Genomic DNA, 16759 nt, shown 5'->3' on the forward strand with positions numbered 1-16759 from the left:
CATTCAGTAGGAGATACAGATGGAAGAAAACGACTACTGAATGAAGTTTCACTTTATGGTTCGTTTTTTCATCAGCTGATTTAGTTGTGTCCTAGTCTCTTCTATTGAGCTTATTTTTTCGGAAAAAACAAAATATAGGTTGATGTTTACGTTAACGTCAATGCTACAATGTTACTATTAGAATTTCTTGCAAAGGTGGGGGATATGGAAACATATTCTATTTCGGAGCTTGCCAAACAATTTAATATTTCGACCAGAACGATACGTTACTATGAAGAGATCGGTTTGCTTGCACCAAAAAGAAGGGAGAACGGGCGGCGGATTTTTTCAAAAAGAGAGAAAATACGCCTGCAGCTTATATTTCGCGGGAAAAAATATGGCTTTCAACTGGAAGAAATTCGCGAAATGCTTGAATTATTCCAAATAGATCGAACTGGAAAAAAACAGTTGAAACGAACGATCGAGTATGGCGAGGAAAAAATCATGGAGGTGAATGAACGAATAGCAGAGCTGGAAGAAATTCGTGGGGAAATGGAGCAATTGCTTGTGATGTTTCAAAAAAAATTAAAAGAATTGGAGTGCAGCGAAAGATGAATATACCCAATTTGCTGGCGGTTATGTCAGGAAAGTATCCGAATCACGAAGGGATCGTAACACCTGAAGAACGAATTACATATTCGGAATGGAACCGCCAGGTGAATCAGCTCGCCCATAGTTTGCGAAATATCGGGGTTAAACCGGGCGATAAAGTCATCTTGCATTTGCCGAACGTGAAAGAGTTTTTATATGCATATTTTGCTGTCCAGCGAATTGGCGCGATTACCGTTCCCGTTCATCCAAAGCTTGTTCGCCGGGAAATCGATTATATATTGGGGCATTGCGAAGCGAGTGTTTTTATCACACATCATATGCTTTTTGAACAGGTAAGCGGGCTCCCGGAAACAGGCCTTTTATGCATAAAAACAGGTGAGACGGTTGGTGGCTGGCTATCTTTGGACTCGCTGATTGCCGAAGGGTCACCTGATGATATCGAATGCGGTTTGTCGGAAGATGATGAAGCATCCATACTGTATACATCTGGAACAACCGGGGAACCAAAAGGAGTGCTTTTTACTTATCGCAACATCTTGACGGTTGCTGTCACTATCAGTGTGGAAATGTGCTTAAAGCCAGAAAGCAGAATTCTTCACATGATGCCGTTAAGCCATTCAGCCCCGCTCCATTTATTTCTTATGGCGGGGACGTGTGTGGGTGCCACACATGTACTCGTTCCATCGTTTACACCGGAATTATTGCTGGAAACCGTTCAGCGTGAGCAGACAACGCATTTTTTTGGCGCACCTATTGCATATCTTGCCAGTTCAAGGCATCCAGAAATATATAAGTATGATCTTTCATCGATGCAATATTGGGTATACGGCGGAGCACCATTGTCCGAGAAAGAGATAGCCCGTGTCCAAGCTCAAATTGGCACGGAGAATTTCACTTGTGTATACGGTCTGACCGAGGCGGGGCCCAATGGGACAATTTTAGGATTTGATGATCATAAGAGAAAGTCGGGAAGCATTGGCAAAAGAGCTGCGTTACATTGTGAAATCCGTTTGGTGGATGATCAGGGGAAAGATGTTCAACGAGGTGAAGTTGGTGAAATCATTCTTCGCGGGGCAGGAACTATGAAGGGGTACTACGAAGATGAGGGAAAAACGAGAGAGGTTGTAAAGGATGGATGGCTCTATACGGGTGATATGGCAAAGCAGGATGATGACGGCTTTTATTGGGTGATCGACCGTAAAAAAGATATCATTATTTCTGGCGGTGTCAATATATATCCGCAGGAAATAGAAAAAATACTGATCATCCATCCGAAAGTGGCTGATGTCGCTGTCGTGGGGGTACCCAATCCAGACTGGGGCGAAACCGTTAAGGCATTCATTGTTGCCAAGGAACCTTTTGCCGATTTAGCCGCTGAGTGCACGGAATTTTTACAAGGAAAAATAGCCGACTATAAAATTCCAAAGCGATATGAATTGTTGGAAGCGCTACCAAGAAACGCTACTGGCAAGTTACTAAAGAAACAACTTCGGGAGACGTATGAAAAAAGCTTGTAATCAATAATTCACCATGGGGGTGGGCTAATGGAAAATTTTTACAAAGAAGATCCCATTTTAAAGAGGCTGTTAAAGAGTTTACTGCCACCTGATTTTTTTCATTGGGCAGACAAGGAATTAGAAGATTACGGTGCTTTATGTGCTGGAAGCATTGATATCCGGGCTATTCATTCCGACCGGGATGGGGCGCCAAAACTGATTAATTATGACAAAATGGGAAATGAAGCTTCAAAGGTTTGGCTGAATGAAGGATATAAAAAATCTGTTAAAGAGACGTATCGTACCGGCGTTGTCGGCTATATCCACAAAGAGATTCCGGAATTAGGAATAAAGGGAAATTACGGCTATTCCTATGCGCTGAAATACTTACTTTCACAAGCTGAACCGGGTTTGGCCTGCCCTGTGACTCTTACAAAAGCCACCGCATATTTGATCGACCATTATGCTTCGGAACCATTGAAATCAACCTATTTACCGCATGTCATTTCAACCGGCGAAGTGGAGTTGTATGAAGGGGCGACTTTTTTAACAGAGCGTCAAGGTGGGTCTGATGTGGGCGCAAACGAATTGAAAGCGGTGAAAGCTGGTGATTCTTATCTCATTACCGGAGAAAAGTATTTTGCAAGCAATGCCGGTGTGTGCGGAATTGCGATGGTGTTAGGCCGATTGGACGGTGCGCCGCCCGGAACGAAAGGATTAAGCCTGTTCCTTATTCCTTGGGAAGAAAATAGAGCCCAAGGGCGGCTAAGAATCCGCCGTTTAAAAGATAAGCTTGGGGTAAGGGCAGTCCCTTCGGGGGAGGTGGAATTTAATAAAGCGATCGGCTATTTAGTCGGGAAAGAAGATAAAGGGTTTTCTTATATGATCGAAGCCTTGAATCTTTCGAGGGTGTCCAACGCTGTTGCGTCTGTCGGAATCATGCGCCGGGCGTTGCGGGAAGCGAAAAATTATGCATACAGGCGGGAGGCGTTTGGCAACCGTTTAACCTCATATCCTATGATCCAATGTACGCTAAGTCAAATGACTGCTAAGCAAGAGATAGAATTACAGGCTATTTTTGAAGTAATCAAGCGTATGGATGTCGTGATGGGACTGGAAACAAAAGATCAGGCTTCGCAAAGAGACAAAATATTATTCCGATTATATGTGGCTATTATGAAACAGGAAACAGCTGAACAGGCGATCCGCTTTGCACATGAAGCCATTGAAATACACGGTGGAAATGGGTATATTGAAGACTTCGTAACACCGAGGCTGCTACGTGACGCACAGGTGTTGACTGTTTGGGAAGGTACTGCAAACATCCTTGGTCTTGAAGTGTTGCGTTTAATCATGAAATATGAGGCTGATCAAATATTTGCGGGAGAAATGAGAAGGAAGTTGTCGGACATTAAAAAGAAAATCGTCCACCCAATAGCCACTTGGATTCCGTTAATGGAAAGACAAATAGAAGACTTATTAAAAAAAGTTGAACAGGTAAGAGAGCTTAATAGCGATTTACAAACATTTTATTGCAAAGCATTGGCGGAAAGGATGGCTATTCTTTTTGAAAGTGTCATAGCCCTCGAATCCTGTGCTCAAGGAGATGAGCGGCAAGAAGCCATTTCAGAGATTTACTTGCGTTCCGTATGGAAGCAAGATGAATTTCAGCAAAACCCTGTTGAATTGGCAAAGTTTCAGGAAGTGATTGCTTTGTAGCGGCAGCAGGGGAATCCATTCAAAACGGAAATGAAGATATTTTAGACTCCCGTTGACCCTATTCTATAATGGAGAACAACTTCAAGCTTGCAAGTATCGGTAAAGCGTACGGCAATCCCATGAAAAGACCAAGTGAATGTAAAGGTATCTTTACACTGACTTGGTTTTTTGCTATTGCGAATGTAAAGATAACTTTACATTCCGATGGGGGATTGATCATGAGGGTGATGATAAATCATATTCGAGAAATTCGCCAAAAAAAAAGGCATCACTCAAATGAAAATGGCGGAAGATTTACAAGTGACACGTCAAACAATAAATGCTATTGAAAAAAACAAGTATAATCCCAGTTTAGGGTTAGCGTTAAAAATAATCGCCTATTTTAATATGCCCATTGAAGAAATCTTTATTTTGGAGGAGGATGACGAATGAATGTAAAAGATAGAAAAAATGGGGGGCGTTGTTAGAAAAGTGGACCCCATTTTTTATCATTGTTTGTACATTTACAGGTGCTGTTCTCAGCTCGTTTCTTGTTTATTATTTTCAGGGAGAATTTCCTTATGAAGTGTTTACAGGTGGTTTCATAGCAGCGATCATTTTAACAGTGATCCAAGTGGTGAAGCAAAGGAGCAAAAAAAATAACCTTCCTGAAGCAGATGAACGGGTTATTCACAATGTTTTCCGGTTTTTTTCATATGCGTCACACATTGCCCTAGCTATTATATTTATAGCTGTGGCAGTTCTCACCCTTTTAGGCAATGAATCGGTTTCCATTTTTTACTTATGGATCATATTCTTTTCATATATTTGGGTTACAGCGATTGGGGTTTTTTTCATCAAAAGATCGTAACTGGCAATAGGAAAGCATCATTAAAAACGGAAAAAGTTGACTGAAGCATAATTGAAGTCGAAGGCCTTTTCGAAAAGGCGAAATCATTTTAAATGAATTCGTGCATCCTTCCCCATATCATAAAATCTATCAAGCCACAGTATCATGTTTGGCAAACAATAACGTGATTGCTTCAAAAATCTGTTATATAACAAAATGAGCGAGTTGTCTGATTGTGTCAATTATACTAATATAGATAGTATACAACATGATTTTCTGGCGTAATCAATGATGGCATGGGAAAGGAAGAGCTGCATGAATACGGAACAGGCAAGAAATACGAGATTTCAAAAAGCCGGCCGGGAAGAATGGGTGGAAGCGGCCAAAAAATCACTTAAAAAAGATACGATCGGCCATCTTTACAAAAAAACGTATGAAGGCATTACATTGAATCCCTTGTACACCAAAGCAGATGCTGTATGCGTAGATCAATATCCGGGCGAAGGTTCTTATGTGCGGGGATTTCATGCCGCAGAGCGCCAAAGATGGCGCATCTCCCAAAGAATCGCTCATTCCGATTGGAATGAGTTGAAAAAACAAATCGGTTTGGCGCGTCAACGTGGACAGGATACGATTTCTTTCGATCCTGATCAATTAAACAATATGGAAGAACTCAGTTTTACAGCATTAAATGACATGATTGCTTTACATCAAGCACCTTTATTTGTTTTGTCAAAATCAAACTATCCTTTGATTGCCAGAAAGCTTTTGGAATATAAGGGGGGCGGGATTTTTGGGGCTGTAGCCACTGATATAATCAGTTCCCACCTTCAGGCAGGCCGATTAGTCAATATTCAGGGAGAAGAAATGGATAGCTGGCTGTCTGCTGTTCAAGAACTGGATGAACAATACCCTGAAATAAAAACGATCTTGGTTGATGTGGAACCATACAATGCGGGCGGCGGGAACGCGGTTCAGGAATTGGGGACTGCTTTGGCAACTGCTGTATTTTATCTAGAAAAGATGAAAGAGATTGGCTGGCCGCCGGAAAAAACAGCTAGTAAATTGCTCTTTAACTTTGTCATTGGCAGCCAATTTTTTATAGAAATCGCGAAACTCCGCGCATTTCGGATGTTATGGAAAACGCTTTCTGGTGCATATGGAATGTCAAATGATCAGAATAAGGTTCTTGTCAGCGCCGAAACCTCGGAGTTCACGAAGTCTGCCATTGATCCGTATGTGAATATGCTCCGGGCCGGTAGTGAAGCGTTTTCGGCGGTCGTTGGGGGCGTTGACTTTTTGCATGTCGCTCCTTTTGACTATGTGACAACCGAATGGAACAGCTTTTCGGAGAGAATAGCCAGAAATACGCAATTGCTGCTGAAACATGAATCATATCTGGATAAAGTGGCTGATCCTTCAGGAGGCTCCTATTATATCGAGTCGCTAACAAAGGGTTTGGTTGAAAAAGGCTGGGCTTTCTTTTTGGAGATTGATAAAAACGGAGGCATCACGGAGTCTCTACAATCAGGCTGGCTACAAAAACAAATAAAAGAAACGGCACATCAAAGACTAAAAGATTCGGAGACCCGGAAACAATCCATCATTGGCGTAAATGTATATGCCGTTAGTACTGAAAATGTGGAAGAACCGCTTTCGCGAAAAAATCTTGGAACGGATTGCGACTCCATGCGTGTGGAACCACTGCCAAGACTGCGGCTTTCCCAAAGCTTTGAAAATATAAGAAAAAGGACGAAAAATCTGGCCAACAAAGGCTTTTTACCTGAAGTGGGCCTTATAGGTCTGGGGCCATTAAAAGAATATAAGCCGCGTGCCGATTTTGCAGACGGGGTGCTTGCCGCAGCCGGCATCCGGGCGCAATGGAGCAATGACTGTCATTCGCTTGACGATATGAAGGCCTTTATTAAAAAGAAACAGTATAAATACTACTGTCTTTGTGGGTCGGACGCCATGTATCAGCGATTGGCCGCCCAAATAGCGCATTGGTTGAAGGAGCACATTCCGGGTGTCCATGTAGACATAGCAGGGCGTTATGCAAATGAAGAACTGGCAGCATTCGGATTGGACGGAACCCTTTATTCGGGCCAAAATATGTACGAAAAACTGTCCGGGCTCCTCAGCAGCTGGGAGGATGAGATCAATGGATAAAAAACCGGAATTCCAAACCATTCAGCCAACATTTCAATATGAAAATACTACGGCTGAAACATCTAGTATTGAAAATGCTTTTGAAACAAATGAGCATATTAAAGTGAAGCCTTTATATACAAAAGAAGATCTGGCCGGATTGCGATTTGTGGACACGATGCCCGGGATAGCTCCTTATACAAGAGGACCTTATCCAACCATGTACGTGAATCGCCCTTGGACGGTTAGGCAATATGCCGGATTTTCCACCGCCGAAGAAAGCAACGCCTTTTACCGGCGGAATTTAGCGATGGGTCAAAAAGGCTTGTCGGTGGCTTTTGATCTGGCGACGCACCGCGGATATGATTCAGACCATCCACGGGTGGAAGGCGATGTGGGAAAAGCGGGAGTTGCCATTGATTCCATTCTTGATATGAAAATATTGTTCGACGGAATTCCGCTCGATCAAATGTCGGTATCGATGACGATGAACGGTGCGGTTTTGCCGATCATGGCTTTTTATATCGTAACGGCGGAGGAGCAGGGGGTCAAAAAAGAGCAGCTTTCCGGAACGATCCAAAATGATATTTTAAAAGAATATATGGTGCGGAACACATATATTTATCCACCCGACATGTCCATGAGGATTATCGGAGATATTTTTGAGTATGCGTCCAAGCATATGCCCAAATTCAACAGCATCTCGATTTCCGGCTACCATATGCAGGAAGCCGGTGCTCCCGCGGACATTGAACTTGCCTATACGCTTGCAGATGGTTTGGAGTACGTAAGAACAGGCCTTCAAGCGGGCTTGGATATTGATTCCTTTGCACCGCGCCTTTCGTTTTTCTGGGGCATTGGGATGAATTATTTTATGGAAGTGGCAAAGTTGCGGGCCGCCAGAACGATGTGGGCCCAGCTTATGAGTCCGTTTCAACCGAAAAATCCGAAATCATTGGCGTTAAGGACACACAGTCAAACGTCCGGATGGAGTCTAACGGAGCAGGATCCTTTTAACAATGTCATCAGGACGTTAATTGAAGCTCACGCAGCAGTGATGGGGCATACCCAATCCCTCCATACAAATGCGCTTGATGAGGCAATCGCCTTGCCGACAGACTTTTCGGCGCGGATCGCCCGGAATACGCAATTGTTTTTGCAGGAGGAAACGGGTATTACAAATGTCATTGATCCTTGGGGCGGTTCTTATTATGTCGAATCTCTCACCCAGGAGCTTATGGATCGGGCGTGGCAACATATCAACGAGATAGAAGATTTGGGCGGCATGACGAAAGCAATCGAGACCGGTCTTCCGAAAATGAGAATTGAAGAAGCAGCAGCAAGAAGGCAAGCCTATATCGATTCAAAGAAAGAAACGATTATCGGTGTTAACCACTATCCAATCGACGAAGAAGAAGAAATTGACATATTGGACATTGATAATGAAGAAGTACGAAGAAGACAGCTTGAGCGCATTCAGCAGTTAAAACAAAATCGATCTGAAGAAAAAGTCCAAGCGGCTTTACGCATGTTAACCGAATGCGCGGAAAAAAACGATGCCAACTTGCTTGAGCTTGCCGTGGAAGCCGCCCGGGCAAGAGCAACCCTCGGTGAAATCTCTGGAGCCATTGAAAAAGCATGTGGCAGGCATAAAGCGGTGATCCGCTCGGTATCTGGCGTTTACAGCTCCCATTATTCTAATGAAGAAGAAATCAGGGTCGTCAAAAAGATGGCGGATGAATTCCTGGAAAATGAAGGGCGAAGACCACGCATACTAATCGCCAAAATGGGGCAGGACGGACATGACCGCGGAGCAAAAGTGATCGCGACCGCCTTTGCAGACCTTGGTTTTGATGTAGACATCGGACCATTGTTTCAAACACCGGAGGAAACAGCCAAGCAAGCGGCAGAAAACGACGTTCATGTGATTGGTGTCAGTTCATTGGCTGCCGGCCATAAAACACTTCTGCCCAAGCTGGTAGGGGAATTAAACAAGTTGGGGAGAGGGGATATCGTTGTTGTCATTGGCGGAGTCATTCCACCAGGGGATTACGAGTTTCTCAAAAAGCAGGGGGCATCCGCGATTTTTGGACCGGGTACGGTCATACCAGTGGCCGCTCAAAAAGTAATCGAGGAAATTTACAGGCGTCTTGGATATGAGGAAGTGGTCGAGATCGATGGATGAGCGGAAATATAGGAAATTTATCAAGCGAAGCCAACTGGAACCAAATGTGGATGAGTACTGCAACAAGGTACTTGACCGTGACCGGATGTTTCTTTCAAAGGCTATTACGTTAATTGAAAGCAATGCGCCCCGCCATGAAAGATCGGCTGGCGAACTGCTCCAGCGTCTGCTTCCCCATACTGGAAATTCGATCAGGATCGGGATTACGGGTGTGCCAGGGGCTGGTAAAAGCACTTTTATTGAAGCATTTGGTTTCATGCTGTGCGAGCTGGGCCATCGTGTAGCCGTGTTGGCGGTTGATCCCAGCTCAGCGATCCGGGGAGGAAGCATTCTGGGGGATAAAACAAGGATGGAACAACTGTCCAAACATCCCAACGCTTTTATTCGCCCCTCGCCTTCCGAAGGCACACTTGGCGGTGTACACCGTAAAACTCGGGAAACGATCCTTGTCTGTGAAGCGGCAGGGTATGATGTCATTCTGGTTGAGACGGTCGGTGTCGGGCAAAGTGAAGGAATTGTAAGGGGAATGGTTGATTTTTTCATGATGCTTGCGATTACCGGGGCGGGAGACGAGCTTCAAGGTATGAAAAAAGGCATCATGGAACTCGTTGATGCTATTATAGTCAATAAAGCGGACGGGGATAATGTGGAACTTGCCAAGAAAACAGCAAGAGAATTTAAGCAAATGTTGCACTTCGTTCAATCTCCAACCAACGGCTGGACTCCACGGGCGCTTCCGTGTTCTTCATTAAAGGGGACCGGAATGGAAGATGTATGGGAGATCATTCAACAATTTGCAAAAGAGACGAAGTCATCAGGTGTTTTTGAAAGCAGACGAAAAAAGCAGGCAAAAGACTGGTTGTACTCGCTCATTGATGCACGGCTGCAAAAGCTCTTCTTTGAGCATGCGGAGATAAAAAAACTATTGCCAAAAATGGAGCATCAAGTGATGAGTGAAGAAATAACGGTTAAAAAAGCCTGCGATCAACTTTTTACTGTTTTTAATGGAAAATAGGATAAGCTTCAACTGTTCGCTCCTTCAATAAAAAACGGACAGCGGCTTGCTGTCCAAAAGACATCTAGGGAGTTTAGGGGTATGGATCTAGATGTATTTATATCTTACCCGCTTTACAAAAAATTAAACCAAAAGTTTCAGCAGTTGAAAAAATATTGAACGAATTGTTATGATAGCAATAGAAACCCCCAAAAAGGAGCGACAAAAATGAGTATGGATTTTAATATATTTATGAATGATGTAGTTCAAAGAGCGCGTGAAGAAATGGAACAAGCAGGTTATGAGCAACTAAGAACCCCTGAAGATGTGGAAAAAGCGCTTGGCCGAAAAGGTACAACGTTGGTTATGATTAATTCCGTATGTGGTTGTGCGGGAGGAGTGGCTCGTCCGGCTGCTGCCCACGCCATTCATTACGATAAGCGCCCTAACCATCTTGTAACGGTTTTTGCAGGACAAGATAAAGAGGCTACTGCAAAAGCAAGAAGTTATTTTACCGATTATCCGCCTTCTTCTCCGTCTTTTGCATTGCTTAAGGACGGGAAAGTTTGCACGATGGTTGAGCGTCACGAAATTGAAGGCCACGACCCAATGTCTGTTGTCAACAAACTTCAAAGCTATTTTGATCAATATTGTGATGAAGTTTGATTTTAGTAAAGATGCATGAGTCTTCACCATCAGCGCAAACTAACAAAAAAGCGTGAGCTCCTCGTTCATCGGCGTCTATGCTGGCGCACCCCGAATTCGCGACAGGCGTTCTCGACCTGTTTGCGAAAGGGGAGGAACGTCTTTTGCCGATAATGAACTGTCCGTTGGCAGATTCAATCCAGTGGCGTCCATCCGCATCATTTGCACTGGGACGTCCTGTCCGTTGGCAGATTCAATCCAGTGGCGTCCATCCGCATCATTTGCACTGGGACGTCCTGTCCGTTGGCAGATTCAATCCAGCGGCGTCTACCGCATCATCTGCACTAGGACGTCCTGTCCGTCGGCAGGTTCCATCGGTGGCGTCCATCCCGATCACCTGCACTAGAACGTCCTGTTCGTCGGCAGGTTCAATCAGCGACGTCCTGTCGCATCACCTGCACTAGAACGTCCTGTTCGTCGGAGCTGGCAAAGAAAAAAGGTGAAGGCTTTTGCGTGCGGTTTTTGTTTTGTGTTTGCTGGCCGGGTCGATCTTTTGGCCTTTCGGGGCGGAAGTGTTACCCGGAGATACGCTCATAATTGTCAATAAAAGAACAAATGAACTGGCTTTAGTAGATCGTGGACAAATTGTTTTGGCTTCTAAAGTGGCAACAGGGGCAAGGAATGAGCTGACTCCTGAAGGGTTGTTTACGATTAAGGTAAAAGCGGTCAATCCATATTATCGTAAAAAGAATATTCCTGGGGGAGATCCGCGTAATCCGCTTGGTTCCCGCTGGATTGGATTTGATGCATGGGGTACGGACGGTAGAACCTATGGTTTGCATGGTACAAACGATCCTTCTTCAATCGGAAGGTATGTGTCCCAAGGCTGTATTCGTATGCGGCGTAAACCGCTTGAAGAGTTATACGAAAAGGTGCAAGCCGGAACAAAAATTTGGGTCGTTCATTCCGACAAATCAATGGAACAGCTTGCTCGCGAAAGCGGGGCAATATAAATCACAAGGCCTCCCCAGGTGCAGGCCTTGTTTTTCATTAGAGCATGAATGACAGCCCGGCCATAACAGTAGTGGTAAGCATGGCTAACAGCATGAGAAAAATAATGACACGCTGGACTTTTTTATTGGACAAGTGTTTTCACTCCTTGAAACCGATTCTAATATTATTTTATAACCTATGACTCATTGAGACAAGCATGGTTGATTTTTTTCAAAGTAAGTCCGGACAAAAAATGATGTGAGAGGTGCGAAATGAATAAAGTAGACCACATCGGAATAGCGGTCCAGTCGATTGAAGATGCCCTGCCTTTTTACACGGAACAACTCGGCCTCCAATGTATGGCCATCGAAGAAGTAGTGTCCCAGAAGGTGAAAGTTGCGTTTCTTGATGCCCATAATGTTAAGATTGAACTGTTGGAACCGCTTTATCAAGATGGTCCCATTGCCACATTTCTGAAAAAGCGCGGTGAAGGAATTCATCATATCGCATTTGGTGTAAGTTCGATTCAGGAGCGTATTAACGCTTTGAAGGAGAAGGGGATTCGGATGATAGACGAGTCGCCCAGAAGGGGAGCCGGCGGAGCGCTCGTTGCCTTTATGCACCCCAAGTCGGCGCATGGAGTGTTGTATGAACTTTGTGAAAAAGAGGATCAGGGGGAGAGGTAAATGGCTGATATATACGACAAAATAAATGAACTGTATGATCGGCGCATGGATGCGCAGCTTGGCGGGGGAGATGAACGGATCGCAAAGCAGCATCAGAAAGGAAAGTTGACCGCACGAGAAAGAATCGAGCTGTTATTGGATCCCGGGACATTCGTAGAGTTGAACCCCTTTACTGAACACCGTTCATCTGATTTTGGCCTGGAGAAAACAAAATATCCGGGAGATGGTGTTGTTACAGGATATGGTAAAGTCAATGGCCGTCCCGTGTACCTTTTTTCTCAGGATTTTACAGTTTTCGGCGGGGCTTTGGGCGAGATGCATGGTGAAAAAATCGCCAAGGCGATGGATCTTGCCGCCCAAAACGGGGCGCCATTTATCGGGTTAAATGATTCAGGAGGCGCCCGCATCCAAGAAGGAGTCGTCTCTCTGAATGGCTACGGGCATGTTTTTTATCGGAACGCCATTTATTCAGGGGTGATTCCGCAAATTTCCGTGATTATGGGTCCGTGTGCCGGTGGTGCTGTTTACTCACCAGCCATTACTGATTTTGTGTTTATGGTCGATAAAACGAGCCAAATGTTTATTACCGGCCCAAAAGTGATCGAAACGGTGACAGGTGAACAGATTTCATCCGAGGATTTAGGTGGATCAAAGGTACATAATACGATTAGCGGAAATGCCCATTTCCGCGGAAAAAGCGAAGAGGAAGTCTTGTCAATGGTGAGACAGCTTCTTTCCTACTTGCCTCAAAATAATGAAGAAGCACCTCTTCAAAGTGCTTGGGATGAATCGGATGATTATTGCCCGGACTTGGCTAATGCTGTTCCCTATGATGCCATCAGACCGTATGACGTCCGAAATGTGATCAGCCAGGTTGTGGATGAAGGGACTTTTTTTGAAGTGCAAAAGGAGTTTGCCAAAAATATTGTCATTGGCTTTGCCAGGATTCGGGGAAAAGTGGTGGGACTTGTTTGCAACCAGCCGAAATTTCTGGCCGGAGGGCTTGATATTGACTCATCGGACAAAGCGGCGCGGTTTATTCGCTTTTGCGACTCATTCAATATTCCGATCATCACATTTGAAGATGTGACTGGATTTTTCCCGGGGATAAAGCAGGAGCACGGCGGAATCATTAGGCACGGAGCCAAAATTTTATACGCCTACTCTGAGGCGACGGTTCCTAAAATTACTGTTATTTTAAGAAAGGCATATGGTGGTGCCTATGTGGCGCTCAACAGTAAATCGATAGGTGCCGATCTCGTATTTGCCTGGCCGAATGCGGAAATTGCGGTCATGGGCCCTCAAGGCGCAGCAAACATTATTTTTGCCCGGGAAATCGAGCAAAGTGATGATCCGGAAGAAACGAGAAACAAGAAGATTTCGGAATACAAGGAGAAGTTTGCCAATCCGTATGTGGCAGCGGCAAGGGGAATGGTCGACGATGTCATCGACCCGCGCGAAACACGTATCAAAATCGTTCAAGCATTGGAAATGCTCGGCAATAAACGGGAAGAAAGGCCAAAGAAAAAACACGGTAATATTCCTTTGTAATATAAACTAGTAAACGGAGGCCATATTAATGACAAAAGTGAATGAAAAACGGCTGCTGGATGAATTTATGGAGTTGGTCCAAATTGATTCGGAAACGAAAAATGAATCCGCGATCGCCCAAGCGCTCACTAAAAAGTTTCAAGATCTGGGCGTAGAGGTGTTTGAAGACGATGCGGCAAAGCTGACAGGCCATGGAGCCGGAAACTTGATTTGTACATTACGGGGAACAAAGGATGAAGCAGACCCGATATATTTTACTTCACATATGGATACAGTTGTGCCGGGCAATGGAGTAAAACCATCCGTTCAAGACGGGTATGTGGTCACTGATGGAACAACTATCCTTGGAGCGGACGATAAAGCCGGGCTTGCGGCAATGCTGGAATCCATTCGGATTTTAAAAGAAAACAACATTCCCCATGGGGATATTCAATTTATTATTACGGTTGGGGAAGAGTCCGGTCTCGTCGGCGCAAAAGTGTTGGATCCAACGCGTATCAAGGCAAAATACGGCTTTGCTTTGGACAGTGATGAAAAAGTCGGCAATATCATTGTTGCTGCGCCTACCCAGGCAAAAATAAAAGCCGTTATCCATGGAAAAACAGCCCATGCCGGAGTGGCGCCTGAAAAAGGGGTTTCAGCCATCACGATTGCCGCAAAAGCAATTGCCAAGATGCCTCTTGGCCGTATCGACAAAGAAACAACTGCCAATATCGGGCGATTTGAAGGAGGACAAGCGACGAATATTGTTGCGGACCGGGTAGATATTTTGGCTGAAGCCAGGTCGCTTGTGGAAGAAAAAATGCTTGCTCAAACGGAAAAAATGAAAAGCGCTTTTGAAACAACCGCTGAAAAAATGGGTGGAAAAGCGGAAGTTGACATTGAAATCATGTATCCCGGTTTTAAATATTCGGACGGAGACCATGTTGTAGAAGTGGCTAAAAAAGCGGCTGTAAGCATCGGCAGGGAGCCCAAACTGTTGACGAGCGGCGGTGGAAGTGATGCCAATGTGATTGCCGGATTTGGCATTCCCACTGTCAACTTGGCGGTTGGCTACGAGGAAATTCATACAACGAATGAGCGGATGCCCATAGCGGAGCTGGTAAAACTGACTGAAATGGTTGTGGCCATCGTTCAAGAAGCGGCTGAAACCTGTTAAAAGCTGATGGAGATGAGGGAGTTTTATCCGAAAAAAGGTCGCGTCATTTTACATGTCGACATGAACAGCTTTTATGCATCGGTTGAAATGGCATACGACCCATCCCTAAAAGGCAAGCCGCTTGCGATTGCCGGAGATGCAAAACAGCGGAAAGGCATTGTTGTAACATGTAGCTATGAGGCCCGAAAATATGGTGTCAAAGCGCCGATGCCAATCTGGGAGGCGAAAAAGCTGTGCCCGCAGTTGATTGTGAGAAAGCCGAACTTTGACAGGTACAGGCTTGTATCCAAAGCGATGTTTGATATTTTACGCACATTTAGCATGCTTGTGGAACCGGTATCGATAGATGAAGGCTATATCGACATTACTCATGGTCATGAGTTGGGAACCCCCGTGCAAATAGCCAAAAAAATTCAAACGAAGATCACGAATCAATTGGACTTGCCTTGCAGCATTGGTATTGCTCCCAATAAGTTTTTGGCCAAAATGGCATCAGGCATGAAAAAGCCGCTTGGCATAACGGTCCTCCGGAAAAGAGATATACCGAGTGTTCTTTGGCCTTTACCCGTCATCGAAATGCACGGAATCGGCGAAAAAACCGCGGAAAAACTGGCTTCCATTAAAGTTTTTACGATCAAAGATCTTGCACATGCACACGACATGCAATTGCAAGCAGCGATCGGCATCCGGGGCATCCAATTGAAAGAGCGGGCAAACGGTGAAGACACAAGAAAAGTGGATCCGGAGGCCATGTCCCTCCACAAAAGCGTCGGAAACTCGATGACGCTGCCCAGAGACATATCGAATCAAACGGAACTGTTAGGCGTTCTGAAGAAGCTTGCGAATAAAGTCGCTAGCCGGTTAAAAAGAAAAACATACGTGACGAACAATATAGCGATCATGATCCGCTATAACAATTGGGAAACGGTCACAAGAAGCTGTACATTGCCCAACCCGGTCTCTGCGGCCGGAGATGTTTACCAGGCGGCAAAAACACTGTTCATCAAACATTGGAATGGGAATCCGGTCAGGCTGTTGGGGATCACCGGCCAGGACGTCATAAAAGCAGATCAAGCATTCGAACAGCTTGATCTGTTTTCCTACGAAAGAGAAGCAAAAAAGGAGCCCCTCTATGACGTGATCGATGAAATAACGAAAAAGTATGGGCCCTCCAGTATAAAAATGGGGATAGATCAGGAAAAAGAGGAATCATGACCTTCTTCTTCCCAACCATTTTTTAATGAGTGAAAGGAAAAATCTTTTTTTCTTTTTTGGTTGTTTGGGAGCTTCTTTTGATTTTTTGGTAATATAAATATGTTCCTTGTCGATGGCATATGGATAGGCAAGCACCAGTCCGATATTTGTGCGGAACTCTTTGTTATTTACGATTGAATAGGAGATGTTTTGTGCGCGTGCCGCTTTCACATAATCAGAGAGAAAAGAATAATTAAGCTCCCCGTTTAGTAGTAAAATTGCACTTGGATGTTCTTTCATGCATTGTATCAGTTCCGGGTATACGCCCGGCTCCATGACTTGGCTTTTGGTGAGGGCGACGATTACCCTTTCCCTGAGTGTTCCGAGAAACTTCTTTCTTTCTTCCGGTTTTGTATCTTTCGGGCCATACATTCCTTTTTCTAAATAGTCCTCTACTGTTGCACGTTTCAAAGAGCAACACCTCCACGATAATATATTCAGGCAGGGAGCCCCAAGTGCCAATGTATGGCCTGCTGCTTCGTTTATGGTAAACTATAGAAAAAATGAAA

General features: G+C 44.7%; 16 protein-coding genes. 14 read left to right on the top strand and 2 right to left on the bottom strand.

Annotated features, from left to right (window positions below):
- The first annotated feature begins 204 nt into the window (after positions 1 to 204).
- The 10 genes from MHB50_RS07530 to MHB50_RS07575 all read left to right on the top strand — a co-directional run bounded on the left by MHB50_RS07530 (position 205) and on the right by MHB50_RS07575 (position 11620).
- Positions 205 to 594 carry a MerR family transcriptional regulator gene (locus tag MHB50_RS07530; RefSeq protein ID WP_340085093.1) on the top strand — a complete coding sequence of 130 codons (390 nt, stop codon included), beginning with the start codon at positions 205 to 207 and terminating at the stop codon, positions 592 to 594.
- Complete coding sequence (locus tag MHB50_RS07535; protein WP_340085094.1) at positions 591 to 2108, top strand: long-chain-fatty-acid--CoA ligase; 1518 nt, start codon at positions 591 to 593, stop codon at positions 2106 to 2108. The genes MHB50_RS07530 and MHB50_RS07535 overlap by 4 nt, the downstream gene beginning before the upstream one ends.
- Before the next feature lie 27 nt (positions 2109 to 2135).
- Positions 2136 to 3806, top strand: coding sequence for an acyl-CoA dehydrogenase family protein (locus tag MHB50_RS07540; RefSeq protein ID WP_340085095.1), 1671 nt, complete (start codon positions 2136 to 2138; stop codon positions 3804 to 3806).
- Between the two features lie 276 nt (positions 3807 to 4082).
- Positions 4083 to 4238 carry a helix-turn-helix transcriptional regulator gene (locus MHB50_RS07545; protein ID WP_340085096.1) on the top strand — a complete coding sequence of 52 codons (156 nt, stop codon included), beginning with the start codon at positions 4083 to 4085 and terminating at the stop codon, positions 4236 to 4238.
- Positions 4239 to 4266: 28 nt separating this feature from the next.
- A complete protein-coding gene (locus MHB50_RS07550) occupies positions 4267 to 4656 on the top strand; it encodes a hypothetical protein (RefSeq protein ID WP_077111316.1) in 390 nt (129 codons plus the stop codon).
- Between the two features lie 294 nt (positions 4657 to 4950).
- Positions 4951 to 6804 carry a methylmalonyl-CoA mutase family protein gene (locus MHB50_RS07555; protein ID WP_340085097.1) on the top strand — a complete coding sequence of 618 codons (1854 nt, stop codon included), beginning with the start codon at positions 4951 to 4953 and terminating at the stop codon, positions 6802 to 6804.
- Positions 6797 to 8968, top strand: coding sequence for a methylmalonyl-CoA mutase (scpA, locus tag MHB50_RS07560; RefSeq protein WP_340085098.1), 2172 nt, complete (start codon positions 6797 to 6799; stop codon positions 8966 to 8968). Before MHB50_RS07555 ends, scpA begins: the two co-directional genes overlap by 8 nt.
- A complete protein-coding gene (gene meaB / locus MHB50_RS07565; protein WP_340085099.1) occupies positions 8940 to 9983 on the top strand; it encodes a methylmalonyl Co-A mutase-associated GTPase MeaB in 1044 nt (347 codons plus the stop codon). The genes scpA and meaB overlap by 29 nt, the downstream gene beginning before the upstream one ends.
- A 207-nt stretch (positions 9984 to 10190) precedes the next feature.
- Positions 10191 to 10628, top strand: a complete 438-nt coding sequence (locus tag MHB50_RS07570) for a BrxA/BrxB family bacilliredoxin (protein WP_340085100.1) — start codon at positions 10191 to 10193, stop codon at positions 10626 to 10628.
- Between the two features lie 506 nt (positions 10629 to 11134).
- A complete protein-coding gene (locus MHB50_RS07575) occupies positions 11135 to 11620 on the top strand; it encodes a L,D-transpeptidase (RefSeq protein ID WP_339165633.1) in 486 nt (161 codons plus the stop codon).
- Positions 11621 to 11657: 37 nt separating this feature from the next.
- On the opposite strand, the gene prli42 is transcribed toward MHB50_RS07575, so the two are convergent.
- Positions 11658 to 11753 carry a stressosome-associated protein Prli42 gene (gene prli42 / locus MHB50_RS07580; protein ID WP_171973878.1) on the bottom strand — a complete coding sequence of 32 codons (96 nt, stop codon included), beginning with the start codon at positions 11751 to 11753 and terminating at the stop codon, positions 11658 to 11660.
- Positions 11754 to 11872: 119 nt separating this feature from the next.
- Here prli42 and mce point away from each other — a divergent pair, with 119 nt between their 5' ends.
- From mce to MHB50_RS07600, 4 genes are read left to right on the top strand one after another with little or no spacing between them, the layout of a single operon-like run.
- Positions 11873 to 12286, top strand: coding sequence for a methylmalonyl-CoA epimerase (gene mce, locus MHB50_RS07585; RefSeq protein WP_339162952.1), 414 nt, complete (start codon positions 11873 to 11875; stop codon positions 12284 to 12286).
- Positions 12287 to 13837: an acyl-CoA carboxylase subunit beta gene (locus tag MHB50_RS07590; RefSeq protein WP_340085101.1), complete on the top strand. Its 1551-nt coding sequence runs from the start codon at positions 12287 to 12289 to the stop codon at positions 13835 to 13837. It begins immediately after the preceding gene.
- A gap of 28 nt (positions 13838 to 13865) precedes the next feature.
- Positions 13866 to 14996, top strand: a complete 1131-nt coding sequence (locus tag MHB50_RS07595) for a M20/M25/M40 family metallo-hydrolase (RefSeq protein ID WP_340085102.1) — start codon at positions 13866 to 13868, stop codon at positions 14994 to 14996.
- A 12-nt stretch (positions 14997 to 15008) separates the two neighbouring features.
- Positions 15009 to 16211, top strand: a complete 1203-nt coding sequence (locus MHB50_RS07600; RefSeq protein ID WP_340085103.1) for a DNA polymerase IV — start codon at positions 15009 to 15011, stop codon at positions 16209 to 16211.
- Here MHB50_RS07600 and MHB50_RS07605 read toward each other — a convergent pair.
- The gene (locus MHB50_RS07605) at positions 16206 to 16661 is read right to left on the bottom strand and encodes a YueI family protein (RefSeq protein WP_339162960.1); all 456 of its coding nucleotides are present in this window, start codon (positions 16659 to 16661) and stop codon (positions 16206 to 16208) included. The two genes, MHB50_RS07600 and MHB50_RS07605, sit on opposite strands and share 6 nt — an antisense overlap.
- Positions 16662 to 16759: the final 98 nt, after the last annotated feature.

The organism is Siminovitchia sp. FSL H7-0308 (assembly GCF_037980985.1).
In the GTDB taxonomy this organism is placed as follows: Bacteria; Bacillota; Bacilli; order Bacillales; family Bacillaceae_C; genus Siminovitchia; species Siminovitchia thermophila.